This is a genomic window from Pseudomonas chlororaphis subsp. piscium, from assembly GCF_003850345.1.
GTDB classification, from domain to species: Bacteria; Pseudomonadota; Gammaproteobacteria; order Pseudomonadales; family Pseudomonadaceae; genus Aquipseudomonas; species Aquipseudomonas piscium.
The window spans coordinates 2,835,693-2,857,982 of the sequence record NZ_CP027707.1 but is presented as its reverse complement, the minus strand read 5'-3'; the positions used below and the strand labels follow the sequence as shown (position 1 = coordinate 2,857,982).

The 22,290-nt window shown below is 61.6% G+C and carries 20 protein-coding genes; 7 read left to right on the top strand and 13 right to left on the bottom strand.

Annotated features, from left to right (window positions below; genetic code table 11):
* Positions 1-4: 4 nt before the first annotated feature.
* Positions 5-466 carry a GNAT family N-acetyltransferase gene (locus tag C4K38_RS13320; protein ID WP_081001492.1) on the bottom strand — a complete coding sequence of 154 codons (462 nt, stop codon included), beginning with the start codon at positions 464-466 and terminating at the stop codon, positions 5-7.
* Between the two features lie 331 nt (positions 467-797).
* On the opposite strand from C4K38_RS13320, the gene sseB reads away from it, so the two are divergent.
* From sseB to C4K38_RS13305, 3 genes are all read left to right on the top strand, one after another.
* On the top strand, positions 798-1,598 hold the full coding sequence (gene sseB / locus C4K38_RS13315; RefSeq protein WP_081001491.1) for an enhanced serine sensitivity protein SseB: 801 nt from the start codon (positions 798-800) through the stop codon (positions 1,596-1,598).
* A gap of 15 nt (positions 1,599-1,613) precedes the next feature.
* The gene (locus C4K38_RS13310; protein WP_053278774.1) at positions 1,614-2,204 is read left to right on the top strand and encodes a hypothetical protein; all 591 of its coding nucleotides are present in this window, start codon (positions 1,614-1,616) and stop codon (positions 2,202-2,204) included.
* 64 nt (positions 2,205-2,268) lie between these two features.
* Positions 2,269-2,568, top strand: coding sequence for a hypothetical protein (locus tag C4K38_RS13305; protein ID WP_053278773.1), 300 nt, complete (start codon positions 2,269-2,271; stop codon positions 2,566-2,568).
* Positions 2,569-2,628: 60 nt separating this feature from the next.
* Here the strand turns inward: C4K38_RS13305 and C4K38_RS13300 are convergent, their stop codons facing one another.
* The 7 genes from C4K38_RS13300 to C4K38_RS13270 form a co-directional block, all read right to left on the bottom strand.
* On the bottom strand, positions 2,629-5,340 hold the full coding sequence (locus C4K38_RS13300; RefSeq protein ID WP_053278772.1) for an AAA domain-containing protein: 2,712 nt from the start codon (positions 5,338-5,340) through the stop codon (positions 2,629-2,631).
* Positions 5,341-6,034: 694 nt separating this feature from the next.
* Positions 6,035-6,385 (bottom strand): hypothetical protein, encoded by a 351-nt coding sequence (locus C4K38_RS13295; RefSeq protein WP_231998549.1) that lies wholly within the window; start codon positions 6,383-6,385, stop codon positions 6,035-6,037.
* A gap of 96 nt (positions 6,386-6,481) precedes the next feature.
* Positions 6,482-7,102 (bottom strand): LysE family translocator, encoded by a 621-nt coding sequence (locus C4K38_RS13290; protein ID WP_053278770.1) that lies wholly within the window; start codon positions 7,100-7,102, stop codon positions 6,482-6,484.
* A gap of 118 nt (positions 7,103-7,220) precedes the next feature.
* A complete protein-coding gene (locus C4K38_RS13285) occupies positions 7,221-9,473 on the bottom strand; it encodes a xanthine dehydrogenase family protein molybdopterin-binding subunit (RefSeq protein ID WP_053278769.1) in 2,253 nt (750 codons plus the stop codon).
* Positions 9,470-10,465, bottom strand: coding sequence for an FAD binding domain-containing protein (locus C4K38_RS13280; RefSeq protein ID WP_053278768.1), 996 nt, complete (start codon positions 10,463-10,465; stop codon positions 9,470-9,472). Before C4K38_RS13280 ends, C4K38_RS13285 begins: the two co-directional genes overlap by 4 nt.
* 4 nt (positions 10,466-10,469) lie before the next feature.
* Complete coding sequence (locus C4K38_RS13275; RefSeq protein WP_053278767.1) at positions 10,470-11,132, bottom strand: 2Fe-2S iron-sulfur cluster-binding protein; 663 nt, start codon at positions 11,130-11,132, stop codon at positions 10,470-10,472.
* Between the two features lie 67 nt (positions 11,133-11,199).
* Positions 11,200-12,114, bottom strand: a complete 915-nt coding sequence (locus C4K38_RS13270; protein WP_053278766.1) for a helix-turn-helix domain-containing protein — start codon at positions 12,112-12,114, stop codon at positions 11,200-11,202.
* A 150-nt stretch (positions 12,115-12,264) separates the two neighbouring features.
* Here C4K38_RS13270 and C4K38_RS13265 point away from each other — a divergent pair, with 150 nt between their 5' ends.
* Positions 12,265-13,293 carry a sterol desaturase family protein gene (locus C4K38_RS13265; protein ID WP_053278765.1) on the top strand — a complete coding sequence of 343 codons (1,029 nt, stop codon included), beginning with the start codon at positions 12,265-12,267 and terminating at the stop codon, positions 13,291-13,293.
* Between the two features lie 12 nt (positions 13,294-13,305).
* Here C4K38_RS13265 and C4K38_RS13260 read toward each other — a convergent pair whose 3' ends face one another.
* Complete coding sequence (locus C4K38_RS13260; protein ID WP_053278764.1) at positions 13,306-13,698, bottom strand: GFA family protein; 393 nt, start codon at positions 13,696-13,698, stop codon at positions 13,306-13,308.
* A gap of 51 nt (positions 13,699-13,749) precedes the next feature.
* Complete coding sequence (locus C4K38_RS13255) at positions 13,750-15,489, bottom strand: SulP family inorganic anion transporter (protein ID WP_053278763.1); 1,740 nt, start codon at positions 15,487-15,489, stop codon at positions 13,750-13,752.
* A 485-nt stretch (positions 15,490-15,974) separates the two neighbouring features.
* Between C4K38_RS13255 and C4K38_RS13250 the strand changes: the two genes are divergently transcribed.
* Positions 15,975-16,313 (top strand): hypothetical protein, encoded by a 339-nt coding sequence (locus tag C4K38_RS13250; RefSeq protein ID WP_053278762.1) that lies wholly within the window; start codon positions 15,975-15,977, stop codon positions 16,311-16,313.
* Positions 16,314-16,393: 80 nt separating this feature from the next.
* On the opposite strand, the gene C4K38_RS13245 is transcribed toward C4K38_RS13250, so the two are convergent.
* The gene (locus C4K38_RS13245; protein WP_025809327.1) at positions 16,394-16,876 is read right to left on the bottom strand and encodes a cupin domain-containing protein; all 483 of its coding nucleotides are present in this window, start codon (positions 16,874-16,876) and stop codon (positions 16,394-16,396) included.
* 418 nt (positions 16,877-17,294) lie between these two features.
* Here C4K38_RS13245 and C4K38_RS13240 point away from each other — a divergent pair, with 418 nt between their 5' ends.
* On the top strand, positions 17,295-19,421 hold the full coding sequence (locus C4K38_RS13240) for a TonB-dependent receptor family protein (protein ID WP_053278761.1): 2,127 nt from the start codon (positions 17,295-17,297) through the stop codon (positions 19,419-19,421).
* Between the two features lie 70 nt (positions 19,422-19,491).
* Here C4K38_RS13240 and C4K38_RS13235 read toward each other — a convergent pair whose 3' ends face one another.
* Positions 19,492-19,653 carry a DUF2986 domain-containing protein gene (locus tag C4K38_RS13235; protein ID WP_081001490.1) on the bottom strand — a complete coding sequence of 54 codons (162 nt, stop codon included), beginning with the start codon at positions 19,651-19,653 and terminating at the stop codon, positions 19,492-19,494.
* Between the two features lie 216 nt (positions 19,654-19,869).
* Positions 19,870-20,961, bottom strand: coding sequence for a DUF3616 domain-containing protein (locus tag C4K38_RS13230; RefSeq protein WP_053278759.1), 1,092 nt, complete (start codon positions 20,959-20,961; stop codon positions 19,870-19,872).
* 736 nt (positions 20,962-21,697) lie between these two features.
* On the opposite strand from C4K38_RS13230, the gene C4K38_RS13220 reads away from it, so the two are divergent.
* Positions 21,698-22,273 (top strand): hypothetical protein, encoded by a 576-nt coding sequence (locus C4K38_RS13220; RefSeq protein WP_053278758.1) that lies wholly within the window; start codon positions 21,698-21,700, stop codon positions 22,271-22,273.
* Positions 22,274-22,290: the final 17 nt, after the last annotated feature.

Here is a 22,290-nt window from a genome sequence, read left to right as displayed (position 1 = left end):
TGTTTTAGGTGGCATCGACTAACGACTTCACATGAGTAGCAAAATCATCTTGTATCGGTCGGAACCCGCAGCGAAGGTAAAATTCTGCGCCCTCGGGTGTATCCGTGGATAGGCGCACGACACGAAATCGCTGAGCCGCATAGGCCAAAAGCTGCTGCACCAGGGCCTTACCCACATTCTGTCCCCTTGCTGCACGCGCGACGTATACCCTCCGCAGCCTGCCGATGTCCGGCCCGGCATATGGATCATATGAAAGACCACCGATGGCAATCAGTTGCCCATTGCGCAAGGCTCCCAAAAGGCATTCACCTGGTTGATCGAATCGATTGGAGCCGTTTTTCCAATCCGCAACCAAGCGCGTGAGGAACCTGAAACCTTCTGCAGTTGCCTCCGCTTCCAGTACCAGGATTTCCGGAGGAAGCGCTGAGATTTGACGTATCGCCAGTTCGCCCGTTGATGTAACCACTCGATATCCCTGTGCTTGCGTTGGTACCTGACTGACTCATCTGCGCGGACAGCACGTCCATTCTTCAAGATTAACTCTCGGGAGATTTTTACACGCTCTGGACCCAAAGGGGACATCCGCGAAAGACAGCAATCGGCCAGAAGCAGCCCTTCGCAGCGAACCGCACTTCATTCCACCACTGATATGGAGGAGCTCTCCTTGGAAACCCGTTCAGGGTGACTCTCCGTATGCTTCAGATTTATTAGCCTCCTGTTCTTCCTGTTTTCACAGCTGCGTGAAAAACTGCGCGCTCTTTGCCGCTCACTTTTTGTCTGTTTTGATGGAACTGCCGATGGACATCATGGATACCAAGCAAGAAAACACCCTCGAAAAATCACTCAGGCTGGCGGCGGATGAACCGGCCCATCGACCTGACTTTTTCAAGACTCTGTTGAATTCCACGATCTACGTCCTTGGCACTGCCGGCACTGGCGAAGGTCAAGTCAACCTCGAGGCTGGTAGCAACATCAGCATCGCGCATTGGCAGAAGCCTGACGGCTCCGCTGTCATCCCGTTTTTTTCTTCGTTGCAAACACTACAAAGATCCATAGATAGCGAAGAGTCCTACATAGAGATCCCGGCCAGATCGCTGTTTGAAATCACACTGGGTACCCCTCTTTTCCTCAATCCAAAGTCTCCTTACGGGAAAGAGTTTTTCCCGGAGGAAGTGCGCCATCTGCTCTCCGACGAGATCGGCCAAAAGCCAGTGCAGCGCACGGTCGAAAAAGACACCAAAGTGCTGCTCGGACAGCCGTCGCAATATCCGTCGAAGATGGTCAATTCGCTCACACAATTACTCGCCAAACATCGCAACGTAAAGCGTGCGTTTCTTGCGTTGATGCATGACGCATCGTCTGATCAAAAGCCTCATCTGATCATTGGTATTGAAGCGGACGGAGATATTGAACTGGTCATGCGCGAAGCCGGTAACGTTGCCGGGGATACTGCTCCGGATGGTGAACCCGTTGACCTCTATCGCGTTCACGAAGGGGAGTCAGGCCTTAGCGATTACTTCCTAAAGCAAACCGCCCCCTTCTATGAACGGAAGTCGGCAGGCTGGCTGCGTTCATTGTTTGGCTTTGGCAAAGCGTGACAGAGATCAAACGCCGTGCTAACCGCAGAGCAGGCCTGCGAAATCGTGCTTGGCCTGTTTGACGGCGTCATGAGAGATGGCAAACCTGAGCGTTTTGTCATTCAGTCATGTGAGCTTTCCGCCAACGGTGATTACTGGGTTATTCGCAGTAACAGTGAGGATTACGTCGTCCACGGCATGACGGAATTCTGCTACGTCGGTGTTAACGCGAACTTGATCAACGTCATTACGGGCGAGCGTGAGACGGTCGTCAGTTGCATGAGTGTCGATGAGTATCTGCAAGACAAATACGACCTGGAGGCAGCGTCGGGCAACCAGTATGTACTGACCCCGGCAATTGACCGAGGCGACAAACCGGCGCTGGTCAATTTGCGTCGAAAACTGCAGTGCACCTACCCGCAAACCCTTGCGTTGCTGACTGGCATACAACGACTTTGGCTCACAGGTAAACGCAGGCTTCTTGAAGACGCGCAGCGACTGCTTCTCGAACAAGGCATAACCACCCAAATCGAGTTAGTGCTTGATGCCGGCGAAGCAGTCGCCATCGGCGTCGAAACCTGGCACATCGAAGCGGTGTTGATGGCTGTGCGCGAGAGGTTGTGCTGAGCCGACGCCAAGGAGCAGTCATATAAAATGCCATAACCCACCATCAATAGATGCGGCCGACGCCATGCCCCAGCCCACAAGTCACCTATTGGCTTATGTAAGGAAAATCAGCGATTTCCGGCCTGACGTTACCGCTATCGTGCTTTTCGGCCTGAAGGCCGAAGACGATGGCCTGGTGTATCTGGAGATACGCTTTAATGACTACGGAAAACTCCAAATTGAAGGCGACCACTTGATGCTGGGATTGGATGAGGCACTAGAAAGCGCCGAGTTCGAGTACGGTATTTTGCCAAATGATTGGCGAGTAATGAGCGAGGCGGAAATTCAGCGAATCCCATTCTTTGTCGGTGGAACATGCGTTTAGTGATTTGACCGCTTTGGGTCGATTGCTACCATCAGCGACTGACGGCCTCTGACCCAGTGCTTATGCGCCATGCGTAGGACTAGCCCACTGCCCGATAAAGTCGCCAACTCTCCGCTCAATGTCACTCTCAACTGTCCGCAGCCGCAGAATAGGAATGCCACTTCTAGCCAAAATCTCATTTTTCATGGCGTCCCGAGCTGCCTGCACGGGCCGGTCGTGGTACCCGCCATCGACCTCGATCACCCCTATCGGTTTCTTGCCCACTTTGAAATAGATCACGAAATCGCAACTGGCGCGCCTCATGAACGCCCGCTGGGGCTCCGTCCAGTCGAGGCTACCCGGCGATGCAAGCTTATCCAGCTGGATCTGTGTGTGGTACTTCAATGCCTGGCACGCCGGGGCTGACAGCGCTTCGCGCAGCAACTGTGCCACGATCTGCTCCGACTTGTAGCGTGAATCCTCGGGCCGCAGGCGGGCGTCCAAGCGTGCCAGAGACTGGTCGTACTCGCGGTACAGCAAGTCGAATGCCGACACCACCGGCGCGCGTACGATCTGCTCGTCCTGCGCGTAATAGCTGATGTAGCGGATCAGCGCGGCGATGTGGCCATTGTTGTCAGTGAACACCTCATCGCCAGTCACCAGGGTGAAGCGATGTTTGGCCCGCGAAACTGCCACGTTGATCATGCGTGGGTCGTCGACGAAATCCAGGCGTGTTCGCGCCTGGTTGTAGCGCTTCTTGTCCAGCACGGTGGAGAAGACGATCTCGTCGCATTCGCGCCCCTGAAACTTGTGCACGGTGTCCTTGACGAAATCCGTCGGCAAGTGCGTGTCGGAAAGGTTGACTTGCGCCCGGAACGGGGCGATGTAACCGCGACCTTCGCCGTCCATTCCGACGGGCTGCCCCTCGTCCTCAAGCACCTTCAGCAGGGAGTCCAATTCCCGAAGGTTGGTGTTCTTCCTGGCGTGGTTGCCCTTGGCTGTCACCACCAGGCGCAGGGGGGCTTCGCCCTTGTCCTCGGTCATAGGCACCAGTGCGTTGTCGTAGAACTGCTGGTTGCAGAACTGGATGATCCTGGGGTGGCAGCGGTAATGTTCTTTCAGCAGGGTTCTGGGCAGCGCGTCCTGGAAAACGCTGATACACGAATCGAGTAGGCTGTAGCGTTCGCAATCGTAGGCCTCGGTGGGCGCCTGCAGTCCCAGCTTCACGGGGATGTGTGCCAACTGGCGGTTGTCGCCAACGACGATCAGGTTCTTCGCGCAGCCCAGAGGCAGGATGCCTGGCACGATATCCTGTAGAGAGGCTTCGTCGATGATCACGTAGTCGAGGATCGCGCCGGGGGCGATCGAATTGACGATGGAGTGCGTGCCGCTTCCCAGGATAGGGAAACGCTGCACGAAGGCATCGAAATGATTGCGGTAAGTTTTGGCATCGAAGCTGTCCGACGGCGGTACCTGAAGTTGCAGATGCTGCTTCAGATGGTGCATCGATGCTGTTGTCAGTTCTTTCAGCAGTGCCGTGAAATTCGCGCGTGCCAACGATTCACGGCACGCCCGCAGCTCCGCTTCCTTGTCCCGTAGCGACTTGTCGTAGTAATGCATCTGCAATGCATGGAAAACGGCCATGCGCGCCTCGCCCTCGGCGAATGGCTTGGTGCGAAAGATTCTGAATTTGAACAGTAGCTCGATGCGGTCTTTGAGATGAATGCGCTGCTCGCCGAGGTAAGCCAGGTAGGCCATGAGGTCCGCAGTCTTGCGCGGTGTCAGGCCGTACTTGTCGAGCGAGCCTGTGGCCTGTACATCGCTTTCTGCCTGCCACTGCTGCAGGTAGCGCCGCTCGATGACCAGCTCGTCCAGCTCGATTTGCAGTTGTGCCGCCCTGTTGTGGTCTTGCAGGTGCTGCTTCAAGCGGGTCAGCAAGGCCTGGATCTCATCTAGGGACGGTGCCGGCTCGGGCGCGCTTGATGGCCACGCAGGCAGGTCGGCGAAGAAGGCCTCACGTTTGTCCTGGTTGCCAAGCTTGGCGACCAAGTGGCCCAGGCCGTATTTCTCCAGCTTTTCGTAGACGTTTTCCACGGCAGCATTGTTGTTGGACAGCACCGCTACCGTCTGCCCACGTAACAGAATATTGGCGAGGATGTTGAGGATCGTCTGGGTCTTGCCGGTCCCTGGCGGGCCTTCGATCACGCTGATTTGCGCGCTGAACGCCCGCTCGACCGCCTGAAGCTGACTCTCGTTAAGCCCGAACGGATAGATGAGCCCCCGACCCGGCGCCAGCGTGCCGTTGCGCCCCGTACAATAGGCTTGCAAGGCAGTGCCAGCGATGGCGGGCAGTTTTCCGAGCTGGCGCACCACATTGTCGGCAATTTCACGATCAGTCTTCGACTCAGCGTGATCCTGTCGGGCATTCGCCACGATAGTGAAATAGCGGAAGACCGGCGTTTCCTTCATCGATGTCGGGGCGGTAAAGCCGATACCGTCCATCTTGTAGACGTAGGGTTTTTTGCCGCCCGAGTAGTGCACGACGGCATATCGGTCACCGTAAATCGTAGCTTTGGCAATGGGCTTGACGATCGTGCTGCCGGGCTTGTGCAGCAATACATTGGTCAGCTCGCGGGTGGGCAGAACTTGGCAGTTACTGAGCGGGTGGGTGTGTTTTGTCTTGGAGGGGTAGTGACAGGTCAGTTCCAGGGCTTCGTACTTGTCGCTCCAGCGAATCGCCCAGTCGCTGATCTTTGCGGTCTTGTCCTCACCATCCACCTGAATCGAAGCCATATTCCTTATCCCTATGCGCATGACATCCGGCTTCGCCTCGCGCCGAATGCTACTTTCTCCAAGAGGAGTCATCTTGCCATCATTGCGGGCAGGGTCGATAGCCGGTTCATGCGTTTAGTCATCTTCCGTGCTTCCGGCTGAGAGCAGCCCATCGCAAACGGCAGCTATCGACTGTGGATTCAACCGGAAGCAGCCCTTTGCTACAGCATTAAACACTCAGTTCTGTGCGCGACTGGCAAGCCTGCGAGCTTTGTGGCGGTCGGATTGAGACAGGGTTCTGCTCTCGGAGCAATGCATCAGGAGTTCAGTCAGTTTGGGATCTTGGGGAACCCCCTGTTCCAACCATTGAAGAGCCAGCCCCGCCCAGTACTCGGAATGGGACTCCAAGGCCGTGACCAGCAACTGTCGCAAGGCTATCTCGGTTGGTAGCGCTCGTTTGATTCGTAGGGCCCCTATAGCACCAGGCAAATCGAGTGCTACCGCTTCATATGGCTTTTCAAGCAGTGGCAACAACCAAACGTAGCTGAACGCGTTGCTCATTTCTCCCTCACTAACCTACCCATGGCCATTCAGATCTCCGCTCTCCCTGCCGCGTCCAAGAACATATATTGGCGGTGAACGTCATGGGAGCCCGCCATCACTATCTCTCTCCTTCACCCTGGTTGCTTCTGCCCCCTAACTGACAATGGCCTGGTTACTCCCTAGCTAAATTGCGCTCGTACATAGTGACGTGTTGAGGAAACAACTCACCGTACAATGGGTGCTGTATGCCCAGAATGTTTATCTCAATGCAAGGCGGCACAAGCTCTTCCGAGTAGTCCAGAATGCCCACCCCCACACATGGAATCACCACACCCGCTTCAGTCTGAACAGAAAGGTCGAGAGCTGACTGATCGCGATGATTCGTGCAGCACTCGCTCTTGATAACGGCATACCCATCAGCGGGCTCAAACTGGCCGAAAGCAACACCCATGGGGGGATCGCCATACTCAAGCGCTGAATAGCCCACCAATACCAGTCCGCTAAAAATTGAGAATTGGGCCATGAGATTTCCTGCTTATTGCCACTTGCCTTAAACCAAAACAGCTGAGCACTACTCGGACGGGCCTGACGCGAGACAGAGCAATGCTTACCGACAAACTCACGCCCGCCGCGCCAACAACAGCACCGAAGCAGCCCCCGACAACAGCACCGCACAGCAGCGGTTGAAGATCTTCTTGCCCCGTGGCTCGGCAAACCAGCGGCGCATGTGCAGGCCCATGTAGGCGTAGGCGCTGATGGCAATCCACTCCAGGATCAGAAACAGCACGCCCAGCACCAGGAACTGGGCGGACACCGGTGCCTGAGGGTCGACGAACTGCGGCAGGAAGGCGGTGAAGATAAGGATTGCTTTCGGATTTCCGATGGCCACCAAAAACTCCTGCCGGGCCAAGGACAGCAGGCCCAGTGGCGCGGTCTTTTTCTCGGACTCGACCTGGGTATCCGCGGTCCACAGCTGGTACGCCAGGTACAGCAGGTAGCCAGCCCCCAGAATCTTGATCCCATGGAACAGCAGTTCCGAAGCCTGCAGCACCACCGCCAGCCCGGCCGCCGCCAGGGCGATCATCACCGCGAAGGCGGCCAGCCGCCCTACTCCCGCCAGGCAGGAGGCGCGGAAGCCATAGGTGGTGGCATTGCGAATCGACAACAGATTGTTCGGCCCTGGCGCCATGTTCAGGGCGAAACAGGCCGGGAGGAAAAGCATCAGGGTGGCAAGGTTCATGGAGGCGTCCGTCGGCTGATGGCTTGAGTTCCACAGCAACCCACCGGGCTGCCGCAGACCCACAAGCCTGCCCAATCCAGCGCAGGCCGTCGAGATTTTTTGTCGATGCAGGATTCGCTCAGTCCTCGATGGCGGCAAGCCCCGGCAGCAGCTTGTCCAGGGTCAGCGGAAACTCGCGCACCCGGATGCCGCTGGCGTTGTAGACGGCATTGGCCAAGGCCGCCCCGACCCCGCACACACCCAATTCGCCCAGGCCCTTGACGCCCAGGGGGTTGGCCTTGGTATCGGGTTCTTCGAGAAACAGCACATCCATCGCCGCGATATCGCCGTTGACCGGCACCAGGTACTCGGCCAGGTCATGGTTGACGAAATGCCCGTGGCGGGTGTCAAGCAGGGTCTGTTCCATCAGCGCCGCGCCGACGCCCCAGGTCATGCCGCCGAGGATCTGCGAGCGCGCGGTCTTGGGGTTGAGGATGCGTCCGGCGCCGATCACCGCGAGCATGCGCCGCAGACGGACTTCGCCGGTGTCGATGTCCACCGCGACTTCGGCGAAATGCGCGCCATTGGAATGCTGGGAAAACTGCTTGTAGTCCTCCCCCATCGGCCCGACGCTGCCTTCGGCCTGCAACCCCGCGGGCGCCACCCGCAGCAGCAGGTCGCTAAGGCGTTCCGAGCGCTCGCCGGTGCTGATACGGCCGTCGGCGAAGCGCACCTCTGCTTGGTTGTAAGGCGCGCCGGCAGCCTGGATGATCCGCTGCTTCAGGGCCTGGCAGGCGGCCTCCACCGCCGAGCAGGAACTGGCCGCCCCCCAGGAACCGCCAGAGCCCGAGGTCTGCGGAAAGCGGCTGTCACCCAGCTGCACCTGCACCGCCGACATCGGCACCCCCAGGCTTTGGGCCGCAACCTGGGTCAGGATGGTGTAGGTGCCGGTGCCGATATCGGTCATGTCCAGGCGCACCAGCACTCGCCCGGTCGGGCCCAGGCTCACCAGGGCCCTGGACAGCCCCAGGTAGTTGGGCCGGATCGCCGCGGCCATGCCCATGCCGATCAGCTTGCGGCCCTCGCGCAGGCTGCCGGGCTTGGGCTTGCGGCGGCTCCAGCCGAAGCGCTCGGCGCCGGTGCGCATGCAGTCCAGCAGATTGCGCGAGGCGAAGGGCACACCCAACTCGGGGTCCACTTCCGGCTCATTGCGCACCCGCAATTCGATGGGGTCCAGGCCCAGGCGTTCGGCCAGCTCGTCCATGGCGCTTTCGAAGGCGAGCATGCCCGGCGCCTCGCCCGGCGAGCGCATCCACTCGCCGCGATTGAGGTCGACCGGTACCAGCCGATGGCGGGTCAGGCGGTTCGGCGCGGCATACAGCGAACGGGCAAACACCGCGGTCTGCTCGCAGAACTCTTCAAAGCGCGAGGTGCTCGACCAGACGTCATGCCCCAGGGCCGTCAGCTGGCCGCTGCGGTCCGCCGCCAGCCGCACCCGATGCTGCATGGCCGGGCGATAACCTGCGTTGGCAAACATCTGCTGGCGGGTCAGGGCCACCTTCACCGGGCGCTTGAGCACCCGGGCGGCGAGCGCCGCCAGCACCGCGTCGGGATGAATGATCAGCTTGGAGCCGAAGCCGCCGCCGATATAAGGGCTGACAATGCGCACCCGCGCCGGCTCGATGCCCAGGGTATTGGCCAGGCCGCCGCGGAAGTTCGCCAGGGTTTGCGCCGAGGTATAGAGGGTCAGGTCGTCCCCGGACCACACCGCGATGGACGCATGGGGCTCCATCGCCACGTGGCTCTGGTACGGGGTGCTGTAGGTGCTGTCGAGCTTGACCGGGGCATTGGCGAACCCCGACTCGAAATCGCCGACGGCACTGTCGGTCTGGAGACCGGCGTTGGTCCGCGGCGGGATGTAGGCCTGGGCCAGGCGTGAAGCGAGCTCGAAGTCGCCTTGCTCGGGGGTGTAGCTCACGCGAATCAGGCGCGCCGCCGCTCGCGCGGCCTCGAAGGATGCAGCGACCACCAGCGCCACCGGCTCGTCGTAATAACGCACAGCATCGGTCGCCAACACCGGGCGCGATCGGCTGAACACCTCGGCCGTGGTCGGTGTCACCGCGGGGCCGAATGCCACCTGGGCGGGGGCGTTGCGGTGGGTCATGACATAGAGCACGCCCGGCGTCCGTTCGGCCTCGCGGGTGTCGATCGCGCTGATGCGGCCCCGGGCGATGGTCGCCCCGAGGATGTAGCCATAGGCGGTGTCGCCCATTTCCCGCTGCTCGTAAGCGTAGGTCGCGCGGCCGGTGACTTTCAGCCGGCCATCGACCCGGTCCAGCGGTTGGCCGATGGGGCCGTTGGCGGCGGATGGGGTGGGTCCTGATGTGCTCATGCCGATGCTCGCTCTTGGGTCGCGCTGGTCAGCAACTGGCGCAGGGTGCGTTTGGCCAGGGGAATCTTGAAATCGTTGCCGCCCTGCCCGCGCGCGCCGGCCAGGGCGATGTCGGCGGTGTGCTGGTAAACCGTCATAGCGGACGGCTGGCCGAGCAGCGCCTGCTCCGCCGCCGTGGCCCGCCAGGGTTTGGGAGCGACGCCGCCCAGGGCGATGCAGGCCGTACGGACCTGCCCCGCGCGGACTTCAATCACCAGCGCCACGGCAACCAGGGCGACGGCATAGGAGGAGCGATCCCGCACCTTGCGATACAGCTGCCGGCCCGGGGGTGGTGGCGGCAGCGTGATGGCCTCGATCATCTCGCCATGGACCAGCTGAGTTTCGATCTCGGGCGTGGTCCCGGGCAGGCGGTACAGCTGATCCAGGGCCAGGGAACGGCGCTTGCCGTCGGGCAGGACCGTTTCCACCCGCGCCTCCAGGGCGACCATGGCCACCGCCATATCCGAGGAGTGCACCGCGATGCACGACTCGCTGGCGCCAAGAATCGCGTGCATACGGTTGTGCCCCTGCAAGGCCGAACAACCGCTGCCGGGCACGCGCTTGTTGCAGGCCATGCCCGGGTCGTAAAAGTACGGGCAGCGTGTGCGTTGCAGCAGGTTGCCCGCGGCCGAGGCCTTGTTGCGGATCTGCCCCGAGGCACCGGCCAGCAACGCCTGGGACAGCAATGGGTAGCGCTCGCGGACACGGCTGTCGGCGGCCAGGTCGCTGTTGCGCACCTGGCCGCCGATGCGCAGGCCGCCATCGGCACTGTCCTCGATCGCCGCCAGGGGCAAGCGGCTGATATCGATCAGGTGGCTGGGCCGCTCTATGCCCAGCTTCATCAAGTCGATCAGGTTGGTACCGCCGGCGATAAAACGCGCCTGCGGCTGCGCGGCCATCAGGCTGACGGCCTGCTGTACGTCGCTCGCGCGCTCATAACTGAAAGGCAGCATGGGTTCAGGCCTCCTCGGCGGCGTCGCGGATGGCGGCGACGATATTCGGATAGGCAGCGCAGCGGCACAGGTTGCCGCTCATGCGTTCGCGGATCTCCGCGTCGCTCAGGGCGACGGGCTGGGTCTGCAGGTCATCGGTGACATGGCTGGGCCAGCCGGCGCGCACCTCCTGGAGCATGCCCACTGCCGAGCAGATCTGCCCCGGCGTGCAGTAGCCGCACTGGAAGGCGTCGCGGGCGATAAAGGCGGCTTGCAGGGGGTGCAGCAGGTCGCCATTGGCCAGCCCCTCGATGGTGGTGATCTCGTCGCCGTCATGCATGACCGCCAGGCTCAGGCAGGCGTTGATCCGGCGGCCATTCACCAGCACCGTGCAGGCGCCGCACTGGCCGTGATCGCAGCCCTTCTTCGAGCCGGTCATGCCCAGTTGATGACGCAGTGCGTCGAGCAGCGTGGTGCGTGGGTCGAGGTCCAGCATCTGGTCGTTGGCGTTGATGCGCAGGGTGATCGCCTGGGACGGCAATGGCTGAGCCGGGGTGGATAGCGCTGGGGCGGATGGGGGCTGAGACTGGAGCTGGGCCCTGCCGCCGCCCACCCACAGCAGGCTGGCGGCGGCCCCGGCTTGCAGGAGCGCGCGGCGCGACGGACGCGGTGAATCCAGGTCTTCCATGGTGCTCTCCTGAAATGAACGGCTGGACGCGAGTATCGCCAAGGGCGTGGCGCCGTTCTTTCAGGTATCAGGACGAGCTTGTCAGGATTCTGGAAGCCTGCTGGCGGTAGGTATTCGGGGTGGTCCCGGTGATGCGCCTGAAGGTCGAGGTGAAGTGGCTCTGGCTGGAGAACCCCAGCTCCAGGGCCATGGCGCTGATCGGCATGCTGCCGGCCCGCAGCAGGCTTTCGGCGCGGCGCACCCGGCGCTCGATCACGTAGGCATAGGGTGCCATGCCGGTTTCCGCCTTGAAGTGACGGGCGAAGGTGTCGACAGGCATGCCAGCGATCCGCGCCAGTTCGGTCAGCGAGAGGCTGCCGTCGATGCGCGCATCGATGTAGTCGCTCAAGCGCTTGAGCAACTGCGGCCCCAGGCGCCCGTTGCCAGCGCTGCCGATATCGACCCGCCCCAAACGCAGCCCCACCAGCGCCACCAGATGCTCTATATAGCTGGCTTCCAGGACCTGCCCACTGACCATCTCGGCACTGAGGGCGGCGAGCAGCGAGTGGATCACCCCATCGCCGCTGTTGAGGCGCATGGGCAGCTCGGCCAATTGCGGGCAGCCTGGGAAATCCAGGGCCGTGTCGATCCACAGGGCGGTGTAGATCAGGTCGGCATCGCGAAAATAGCCCTGACGCTCGACGCCGGCCGGCACGAAGCTGATCGAACCGGGGCGGTCGCAGCCCTCGTAATTGAGCGTCGAACTGCTGCGGATGTGGGTCCTGGCCGTGGCCCCGCGCTCGGTGAGGATCACCACGTGCTGCGGCGCGGTCCAGCTGAGCTCTGCCTCGCGGCAGGCCCAGCGACGATGATCGATGGTCACCAGGCCGTCGAACAGCGACGCCGACTGCAGTACCGCACCCTCGGCGCCCCGCGCACGGATGCAGCCCGCGCCGACCCGAGGTTGCAGCGACAGGTTTGCGGATTCCCTTGATACGCTCATAAGCCAGGCACCTCCCATGGGGTACAGCGAGCGGCCAGCCTACCCCAGGATCAGTGACAACTTCCAAGCGGAAAAGAACCTGCCTGGGGCAATCCCCGGCCAAACCGAACTGATTTACAATGCCGTTCCTTTGCCTGAGGCTGGCGTTTCGTGGATGCTCTGTCGCTTGTCTATAAGCACCTGATCGACTGGGTGATCGCCCCCATTACCCAGCAGTTTCTCGGCATTTTCAATCTGAACGGCCGCCTCGGGCTGTTGTTCCTGTGCCTGTCCTACGGCGTCGCCTATGGCCTGTTCCGCTTCAGAAAGCGCCGCGGCCTGGGCCACGCCCGCTCGTTCTGGCACTTCATCGGCGGCGGCCGGGTGCACCTGCATCCCTCGGCGCTGCTGGATTACCGCTACTACTTCGTGCGCGCCATCCTCAAGGTCGCGCTGGTGCTGCCCATCGTCCACCTGGTCGACCCTTACATCCTGCGCTCCGGGGACTACCTGGCGTTTTTCAGCAACCTCTGGGGCGAGCGCCCGCGCCTGGGGCAGAACCTGGGGTTGTCGCTGCTCTACGGGCTGGGAGTGTTCCTGCTCAAGGACTTCATCCATTACTGGGCGCACCGGGCCTTTCACTCGCGCTGGCTGTGGGAATTCCACAAGGTCCATCACTCGGCGCCGGTGCTGGTCCCGGCGACGGCGAGCCGGGTGCACTTCGTGGAAAAGATCGTCGAGAAACTGAGCATCAGCCTGTGCCTGGGCCTCTACGCCGGTGGCTTCTGGTACGCCTGCGGCGGCGAGATCAGCCGCTACACCCTGTTCGGCGTGACCTACCTGGTGTTCATCTTCAACAGCCTGGCGGCCAACCTGCGGCACAGCCATGTCTGGCTGTCGTTCGGCCCGCTGCTGGAGCATGTGCTGAACAGCCCGGCCCAGCACCAGATCCATCACAGTGACGCGCCCCGCCACTTCAACCGCAACTTCGGCACCAACCTGTCCCTGTGGGACTGGATGTTCGGCACGCTCTACGTCACCCGCTCGACGCCCGAGCCGCTGCGCTTTGGCACCGGGGAACCGGACCCGCAGCGTTACCTGACGGTCTACAGCCTGATCGTCACGCCCTTCGTCGAGACCGCCCGCAAGCTCCTGGCGAAACGCCCGCGTGGGGTGGCGCCGCAAACGCCCTATTCATAAACGGGGCGCCCGCTATTCCTCGAAACGACTGCTGGCATCACGATCGCGCTCGTAGTGCCTGCCCAGCGGAAACGCCGGCAACCAGGACTCGCGCCGAATAGTCCAGCTTTCGTAGGTGGGCTTGAGTTGATCGGGAGCGTCCAGGGCGCCCAGGTTCACTTCGATTTCGTCGGCGCTGCGGGCAAACACCGACGAGCCGCAGCAGGGGCAGAAAAACCGCCCGGCGTAGTCGCGGGTTTCGCCCTCGATGGTCACCGCGCTTTCGGGGAATATCGCCGAGGCATGGAACAGCGCGCCATGGTGCTTGCGGCAGTCGAGACAGTGACACAGGCCAACCCGATACGGGCGCCCCGCCGCGACGATCCGCACCTTGCCGCACAGGCAACCGCCAGTGAATCGTTCCATGCCGCACCTCCTCTTGGGTCAAGCGTGGGTGGTGGCCAGCCAAGGCCGCGGTCAGTCATGGGACGGCTGTTGCGCGGCGCCGGCCCGGCCTGGTTCTTTCTGCGCCTCACGCTGCAACTGATTGCGCCAGACCCGATAAGCACGAATGCCGGCGCGCACCGAGGCGAACAACAATCTCTGCTCCAGCTCGCGCGCCAGGCCCGAACGCACCAGCATCCGCAGGAATGTCCCGTGCGGCCGGGCAATAGCCAGGACTATGCCCCGGGCCAGCAGGGTGTCGCGCACCTCCCTCAAGGCCACGATGCCGCTGACGTCGATCGAGGTCACCGCTTCGGCGACGAACAGCACGGCACGGGGCTCGGGCTCGCGCTCGACCGCTTCCAGCAGGCGCGCCTTGAAGTAGTCGGCGTTGAAAAACAGGATCGCGTCATCGAAGCGATACACCACCAGCCCCGCCAGCGTGCGCGCCTGCGGGTATTGGCTGATATCGACCTGGCCTTCGATCCCGCGCACCCAGCCCAGCACCGCATCGGTGGGCTGATAGATGCTTTTGAGCAGCCGCAGGATCGCCAGCAGCACCGCGACGATGATGCCCGGCAGCACGCCCACGCCAATCACCCCCAGGGTGGTCAGCACGCACAGCCAGAACTCGAAACGGCTGAGCTTGCGGATGACCCGCATCGCCTGGATGTCGATCAGACCCCAGCCCGCCATCAACAGCACCGCCCCCAGCGCCGCCTGGGGGATCCAGGCCATGGGCGCGGTGAAGAACAGCAGGATCAGGGCAATCACCAGGGCCGCGATAATCCCCACCAACTGGCTCTTGCCCCCCACCATGCTGTTGACCGCCGTGCGCGAATCGGCGCCGCTGATGGCGAAACCGCTGGAGACCCCGGCGGCGATATTGGACACGCCCAGCGCCAGGAACTCATGGTTGGCGTTGATCGTGTAGCCGTTGCGGGCGGCGAAGCTGCGGGCGGTCAGCATCGCACTGCAAAAACTCACCGTGGCGATACCCAGCGCGTCGCGCAGCAGGCTTTTCAGTTCGGCCAGGTTGGTCTGCGGCCAGCTCAACTGCGGCATGCCCGAAGGGATCGGGCCCAGTACGGAAACCCCGCGGCTATCCAGGCCCAGCACCCCGACGCACAGGGTGGCGATGGCCACCGTCACCAGCGCCGCGGGCAGCCTGGCGAAGCGCCGCGGCAACCAGATCAGCAGCGCCAGGGCGCCTACCCCGATGGCCAGGGTCGGCAAATGGGTTTCGCCCAGCCGCTGCAGCATGTTCAACAGGCTGAGAATGAAACCCTCGCCTTCGATTTTGTAGCCCAGCACCTTGCCCAGTTGCCCGGCCAGCAGGCTCAAGCCGATGCCGTTCAGATAGCCGATCAGGATGGGCCGCGAGAAAAAGCTGGCAATGAACCCCGCCCGGGCAATACCGGCGCCGATCAGCATCAGGCCGACCAGCACCGTGACGATCACGGCCAACTGCGCCAGGCGCGCAGGATCGCCCAGCGCCAGGGGAGCGATCGCGCCGGCGACCATGGCGCAGGTGGCTGCATCCGGCCCGACCATCAGCTGCCGCGAACTGCCCACCAGGGCATAGACCATCATCGGCAAGACGCAGGCATACAAGCCGTACTGGGGCGGCAGCCCGACGATCTGCGCGTAGGCGATGGCAATCGGGATCTGCACGGCCGCCACCGACAACCCGGCCTGCAGGTCGTACCTGAACCATTCGCGGCGGTATTGCAAGAGATTGGCCAAGCCTGGCAGCCAGCGGGCGAGCAGCATGGAGGTACCTTCGAGGAACTTTGACGGCGATTGATGGCGAGCGCGAAATATCGTGCCCTGGATGAGAGATAAGCAGAGTCGGTTTTCTTTTCAATAAAATATCAGCGCATCGAGCCTCCCCTGGTTTAGCAAGCCCCACGGTTGCCTCCTGGCGAAACGCTTGCGAGAGCAGGCGCCCTGCCATCTCCGGTATCCGATGATCGGGCCTGGCAGCCCGCGGGCTCCTTTACTAGGGTCTATCCAACAGCAGCCGAACCGGTTTTAACTGGCCTGAGTTCACTGTCCAAGCCGTACTCCTTCTCGAACAGTAGCGTGTTCGCCTACTCGTTCCTCCCGGTACTCAAGGAGAGAACCATCCAGGAAGTGCAAGTGACACTTCTTGCCTGCCAAGGGACATTCTGAAACACATCAGGCTTTCAGCTAGAGGGTTCTACACCCGAGCGCCGAGGTGATAAAGAGGCGCACTCATCGAAAGGAGATCGAAGATGGCTAGCATATTGAAAGTTTTGGACATTCACCTGTCACTGCTCAAGTCCAACCCACCACAGCTGCATATATTGGCCCATGGCCTGGTGGGCTCTCCGGGCTGGACCAACCCAAGATTGCAACCGCGGTTTTACATCGACTTCCCGAAAGACGGGATTCAAGACTTCGACTTCGTTGCTGACCCGCCTCAGGGCGTTTCCATACTCCCCGTCTATCCCATCACCGCATCTGAGCACTGGGAAAACCCACCACTCAAGAAGCTCAAAGGCGTAAGGGTTCACTCGGCCAACAACTTCGTTGAAGAGTATATCCAGGGTGCAAAATCCGTAGCCTGTTAACAATCAAGAGGGATATGTGTCAGGTCCTGACCTGACACATTTCAGAGCAAACCCAGCCTGATGTTTATTCCAGCCATTGCCTATTTTTTGCTGTTCCTGGGGTCGTCCGCCGGGTTCAGATAGGTGATCCCCCAGGGCCCCGTGCCGTGCAGCTGGAGCACGGCTTCCTGTTTGCGGGTGGCGGCGTACATCGGCATGCCGACGGGAATGATCAGGGTGTCGCCCGGGTGATAGGCCTTGGCCTTGGCCGCATCGAAGCTGTCGCCGGTGGCGAAGTAGAAGGTGCCCGAGATCACGGTGACACGCTCGGTCACAGGGTGGGTATGCACCCCGACTTTCGTGTTGGCCGGCAGCATCAGGCGCAGCGTGAAAGGCTCTGGTTTTTTCAGGTCGCCTTCGATCACCGACATCATCACGCCGGGCCCTACCGCGGGCGCGGGTGTCCATTTCAGTTCGGCCGGGGTGGCGGCAATCAACCCTGTGCCCTCGGCCAGAGCGGCAGAGGCCAGGAAGGCCGCGCTGAGCAAGGCCAGTGAAACAGCGACAGCTTTATGGGCGCTCATCGTGATGTCCTCGCGTTTGAGAGCTCTGTGTGAATCGCAGCAGCGGCCAACATAGCGTCAACGCAAAAGCACAGCGGCTGCGCGATCGAGTCATATAGGGTGACGATAGCCGAACGCCGATGCGTGGATATATCCATTGCGAACAGCCTTGATAGCGCAGGGGTATTGCCGCACAGGCAACCGCAGGTGAATCGTCCGATGCTGCGCCTGCCCTGGAATCGAAGCCTTCGTTGCAGGCCAGCAAGGCTCGTCTTCCCGAGTGCCGCGTTGGCGCAACCTCGCCAACGGCCACCCTCGGTGCTGATAAAACCCGACGCCCGTCGACCTGGCAAAAGAAGCCAAATTGCCATGTGTTTCCTTCGTTCTTTCATACGTCGCAGTTCTCACTGCCCGTTCCCCATGCCTGGAGTTCCCCCCGATGCCTTCGCCCCGTCCCCTGCCCTCTGCCTTGCTGGGTCTGGCCCTTGTCTGTCCGGCCCTCGCCGAAGCCCAGGGCCTGGAGCTGGGGCAAGTGCTGATCGGCGCCGAGGAACGCAGCGGCGAAGACGCATCGATCGAGGAAGCCAAGACCCGGCTGGCCCAGGTGCCCGGCGGCACCAACCTAGTTGACCTACGCCGCCCGCTGCAGGGTCGGGTGGCCAGCAACCAGGATGTGCTGGCGTATCAGCCGGGGGTCTATGCCCAGTCCGCGGGCAACGAGGGGGTGAAGATCTCGATCCGTGGTTCGGGGATCAACCGCGCGCCGGGCGCCCATGCCTCGGGGCTGTACACGATGCTCGACGGCCTGCCGCTGAGCGGCCCGGGCGGCACGCCCTATGAGTTGCTGGAGCCGCTGTGGCTGGACCGGGTGGAAGTGCTGCGCGGCGCCAACGGCTTCGACCGCGGCGCCCTGGCCCTGGGCGGCGCCATCGACTACATCAGCCACACCGGCTACGACGCCCCACAGTTGCAGGTGCGCTACGCCACCGGCAGCCACGGTTATCAGCAGCGCCAGGTCAGCTCCGGGCAGGTGCTGGGCGACTTCGACTACTACCTGGCGCTGACCGACGCCCGCTCCGACGGCTACCAGGACCACAGCGCCAGCGAGAGCCAGGGGGTGATCGCCAACTTCGGTTATCGCTTCAACCCGAACCTGGAAACCCGCTTCTACATCCGCCACCGCCAGACCGACAATGACCTCGCCGGGCGGGTCACCAAGCGTTCCATCGAGCACGACCCACGGGCGGCCAATCCGGCCTACGTGACGCGCAACGACAGCCGCGACCAGCCGGGCAGCACCTTTATCGGCAACAAGACCACCTGGTACATCGACGACGATTCGAGCATCCAGACCGGCCTGGTCTACCACGACTACCCCATGGACCTGCGCGAGGGCCCCAACCGCCTCAAGGTGGCCTACACCGACGTCAGCGGCACCTTCGACTACAAGCGCCGCGATACCCTCTGGGGCCTGGAAAGCCACAGCACCCTGGGCCTGCGGGTGACCAAGCACCTGCCCAACTCAGGGGCCAGCGAGCTGGTGCGCATCCCCAGCGGCAACACCGCGGGTTTCGCGCCGGGCACCCACATGCGCAACTTCACCTACCAGGGTTCGGACAGCGTCCTGCATGTCGGCAATGACCTGGAGATCGCCGATGACCTGTGGCTGACCACCGGCCTGGCCGCGATCTACACCCGCCGCGAAAGCGCCGTGACCTACCCCGACGGCGGTGGCAAGACCAGCCTCGGCGACTGGGACTACGCGCCGCGCCTGGGCCTGCGCTACCAGCTGACCCCCGACCTGCAGCTGTTCGGCAACCTCAGCCGCTCGGTCGAGGCGCCACACCCCTGGTCGCTGATCTACAGCTCCAATATTCGCTTCCCGGCCGGCAGCGGCGCCGCCACCGGCACCCAGCGCGACCCGATCAAACTGCAAAACCAGACCGCCACCACCCTGGAACTCGGCGGCCGTGGCGACAGCGCCCTGGGCCAATGGAGCCTGGCCTGGTACTACGCCCAGGTGCGCCACGAACTGCTCTCGGTATTGCCGGATGCCAACGCCACCACGCCCTACGAACTCAACGCCAGCCCCACGGTGCACCAGGGCGTAGAAGCCAGCCTGCAAAGCAACCTATGGTCAGGGAACGACGGCGGCCAGCTGAGCCTGCGCCAGAGCTACACCTTCAGCGACTTCCACTACCGCGACGACGAGCGCTTCGGCGACAACCGCCTGCCGGGCCTGCCGATGCACTACTACCAGGGCGAACTGCGCTACGACTGGCCCCAGGGTTTCTTCGCTGCGCTCAACACGCAACTGGTGTCCAAGGTGGCGGTGGACTACGCCAACAGCTACTACGCCGATCCCTACGCATTGTTCGGCGCCACCCTGGGCTACAACGCGCCCAAGGGCGACTGGCAGACCTGGCTGGACTTGCGCAACCTGACCGACCAGCACTACGCCGCCACCGTCACCCCGGGCTACGACGACAAGGGAATGGACGCGGCGCGATCCACGCCGGGGGAAGGCATGGCGATGTATGTCGGGGTGTCATGGAGCCTGCGTTAAGGGCTAGCAGTGGACACGCGATCCCGCGTGTCGGGCAGCATGACGCCCCGCAGAAAAGGAGCGATATCGATCAGCTCTCAGGGGAAAGGATTGGCTCGGGGCTGGTTTCAGCAGCCAGCTTCAATCGGTCGGCCTTGCTGATGTACTTGGGCTTGCTGCGCGGGGCCAGCTTGGCACTGGCCTTTTTCGCGTGAGCCTTCAATAGCTGGTTTATTTTTTTACGACGGTTCATGTTTTTCTGCTCGGCCGGTAAGTGTTCGAATGATATCAGCTAAGGATATCGGGCCAGACTCCCCTGGTGCGCACTGAGTGCATGACCTAGCAATAACTTTTGTAAGTGCTATTCGAAATCACCTTGCGCCGGCCGACCAAACCGCTGGTGATAGCGCCCGCAACCATAAGCTCGCCTGGGTTGCCATTGAAGTGCCCGATCAGGCCAGATGCGTGACTACTTCAGGATAAACAGGTCCCCTTCCACACTCAGATCGCCGTGTTTACGACGCGGCGCGACAGCGTCATAAACGATTAGCAGACCTTCCCCAGCCTCCTCACCCACGTCAAACAAACACATACCCTCGGCATGATCGTCACCTTGCCCGAAAGGCACCTCCAGAACCCTCTCCAATTGCTCCGCAAAAACCACAAGCTCCTCATCAGATGCGAAGCCGCCACGCCAACGGAACACCGTTACCGGTCCGTCCAGGTCCATGGTCGGCCCCGCCAGAATCAGCAGATCGTCGCCGCTGACGCACAGGTCTCGCACCCCCAGGCCATTGAGCGCGAAGAAATGCTTGCGGTAGCGCCGCCCTTCCGGCCCGATCTTCTTGAGCACCAAGGTTTCGCTGGAGTCGTCATTGAGTTCAGGCTCGATCTCCAGCAGCACGGCCCATCCGCGCAGGACCGGCCCACGCAACCCCAACAGCAGCCGCGGGCCAATGACCGCCATCCCTTCGATATCGAAACCGTTGTCTTTACCCGGGATGGGCAGGAAGTCCCGTAACTGATCGTCTTTGGCAATTTCCCAGGTCAAGTCGTTGCCAAGCGCGTTGCCACGTAGCCGCGCCGCCGTACGTCCATCGGCATCCACCTCCCTGGCAAAGCCATAGCTGTCGCCCTGCCGTACTACCGGAATGCGGGCCAACAAAAAGCGATTGCCGTCTGCCTCTACCGTCGATAGGCGCTTGATGTTCTTTTGCGCCGGCTTGTCGGGCTCGGCCTTCTTGCGCTTGAGGCTATGGGAACCCACCACCCAGAGGTAACCCCGGTCATGGTCATAGGCCAATCCCTCGATATCGATCTCGGCGTCTGGCGCTGGTATGGGCAGGTCCAGGTATTCCATGAGCGAGAACGATTGGTGCTCATCGCAGATCACGACGCCGCCTGGTGCAGCGCCCTGGACTTTCAGACGCTCCAGGCTTGTGGCTTCGTCGTTGGCCACCCACAGTGTGTCGCCAATCCGCTGAGCGACCGAAAGGCCATCGCGCAACGCTGCAAGCCCTGGGGCAAAGCTCAGTATCACCACATTGATTCGCTCGCTCATGAGTACTCTCCTGCCAGACGGGGTGAAGCGAACAGGCTGTTGTCGAGGCTAGTGGCTACCCAACGACAAGCAAGATTATTGTCTAGCACGTTTTTTCACAGGCGATAGAGCGGTGGCGCATAACTTGAGAGAAGGCCTGGCCGAACTCCTCGGCGAATGTGATGAGCGACTTGTATTCAGGATCTACATCACAGGCGCTTCGTGTACAGGCGTGACGACATGGGGTCATACCCTCGTATCTTTGCTGGGGTAGCCGATGTCGATCTGATCGTGTTCGTGATGACAGCAACGGCTGTTCGCCTTGAGAAGCTGGCCGCACGTGGTCTTTCGCGAATGGGCTTCGCAATATGACAACCCGGATTTCTCCGGGCGCGACACGAGGCGTGGATAGCGGAGCAAACGGCGCAGGTTTTGCGCATTGACGGGGCGAGTATTGTTGAAGATATGGCCGCGCAGCCCCTTCACTCGGTGATTCGATAATGTTGCTTTGGGTCGTTTACAGACCTTCGCATCAAGCTGCAATCGGCCCAAGAACTGCCACACGCATTCAAGACGAGGACAGAAAGTTCAACTCCAACCTGCTGATCGAAGACCTGACGAAACAGGTGAACAACCCAATCGACACTGTGACCGGGCATCTCGGTAATCAATGACTATGCTTTGACCTAATGTGCAAATCGCTCCGACCGGTAATCCATAGCGCTGTTCTACCAGCCAACACCAGAAAAACAGGCCCATGAAACCGATGCCCTCCCTTGCCGTTGTTGCCCTTGCCTCAATCATGGCCGCTATCGGCTTTACGACCCATGCAGCCGAGGTGCCGTTGGGTAGCCGTTCCCTGGAAGGTCACATCATTACGCGGGTGCTGGCCGTTGATCCGGTGAATCATCAAGTCACCATAGAAGACACCAACAAAAGCCCGGTATCCATCCAACTCACGGAAAAAGCCAAGGCCCTGGGCAACCTGAAGGTCGGCGACAAGGTCGATATCCACGTTGTTCGCTCAGTCGCCTATGTGCTCGACACGAATGTCGAAGCTGCGCCAGGGGTTAGCGACGAATCAATGACTATCCGTGCCACACAGGACAATCCTGACCCAGGCGGCGAGGCGGTTCGCAAGGTCAAGGTCACGTCAAAGATCACTCGCATTGACTTGGAAAAGCATGAAGTGACCTTGCTACCTCCGGAGGGCGAACTGACCGTCCTGAAGGTCGAGGACCCACAGCTTCAGGCCCGAATGAAGAAGCTCCAGGTGGGTCAGACGATCAACGCCATCTACACCGAGGTAATGAAAGTCAAAACCTCGCGCTGATATGGCTGACAAGCAGA

Excerpts from the sequence above, each read along its gene's own strand:
- sseB (WP_081001491.1), top strand. The coding sequence starts at position 798 with ATGGACATCATGGATACCAAGCAAGAAAACACCCTCGAAAAATCACTC.
- C4K38_RS13305 (WP_053278773.1), top strand. The coding sequence starts at position 2,269 with ATGCCCCAGCCCACAAGTCACCTATTGGCTTATGTAAGGAAAATCAGC.
- C4K38_RS13300 (WP_053278772.1), bottom strand. The coding sequence starts at position 5,340 with ATGGCTTCGATTCAGGTGGATGGTGAGGACAAGACCGCAAAGATCAGC.
- C4K38_RS13295 (WP_231998549.1), bottom strand. The coding sequence starts at position 6,385 with ATGGCCCAATTCTCAATTTTTAGCGGACTGGTATTGGTGGGCTATTCA.
- C4K38_RS13290 (WP_053278770.1), bottom strand. The coding sequence starts at position 7,102 with ATGAACCTTGCCACCCTGATGCTTTTCCTCCCGGCCTGTTTCGCCCTG.
- C4K38_RS13285 (WP_053278769.1), bottom strand. The coding sequence starts at position 9,473 with ATGAGCACATCAGGACCCACCCCATCCGCCGCCAACGGCCCCATCGGC.
- C4K38_RS13280 (WP_053278768.1), bottom strand. The coding sequence starts at position 10,465 with ATGCTGCCTTTCAGTTATGAGCGCGCGAGCGACGTACAGCAGGCCGTC.
- C4K38_RS13275 (WP_053278767.1), bottom strand. The coding sequence starts at position 11,132 with ATGGAAGACCTGGATTCACCGCGTCCGTCGCGCCGCGCGCTCCTGCAA.
- C4K38_RS13270 (WP_053278766.1), bottom strand. The coding sequence starts at position 12,114 with ATGAGCGTATCAAGGGAATCCGCAAACCTGTCGCTGCAACCTCGGGTC.
- C4K38_RS13260 (WP_053278764.1), bottom strand. The coding sequence starts at position 13,698 with ATGGAACGATTCACTGGCGGTTGCCTGTGCGGCAAGGTGCGGATCGTC.
- C4K38_RS13255 (WP_053278763.1), bottom strand. The coding sequence starts at position 15,489 with ATGCTGCTCGCCCGCTGGCTGCCAGGCTTGGCCAATCTCTTGCAATAC.
- C4K38_RS13250 (WP_053278762.1), top strand. The coding sequence starts at position 15,975 with ATGGCTAGCATATTGAAAGTTTTGGACATTCACCTGTCACTGCTCAAG.
- C4K38_RS13245 (WP_025809327.1), bottom strand. The coding sequence starts at position 16,876 with ATGAGCGCCCATAAAGCTGTCGCTGTTTCACTGGCCTTGCTCAGCGCG.
- C4K38_RS13240 (WP_053278761.1), top strand. The coding sequence starts at position 17,295 with ATGCCTTCGCCCCGTCCCCTGCCCTCTGCCTTGCTGGGTCTGGCCCTT.
- C4K38_RS13235 (WP_081001490.1), bottom strand. The coding sequence starts at position 19,653 with ATGAACCGTCGTAAAAAAATAAACCAGCTATTGAAGGCTCACGCGAAA.
- C4K38_RS13230 (WP_053278759.1), bottom strand. The coding sequence starts at position 20,961 with ATGAGCGAGCGAATCAATGTGGTGATACTGAGCTTTGCCCCAGGGCTT.
- C4K38_RS13220 (WP_053278758.1), top strand. The coding sequence starts at position 21,698 with ATGAAACCGATGCCCTCCCTTGCCGTTGTTGCCCTTGCCTCAATCATG.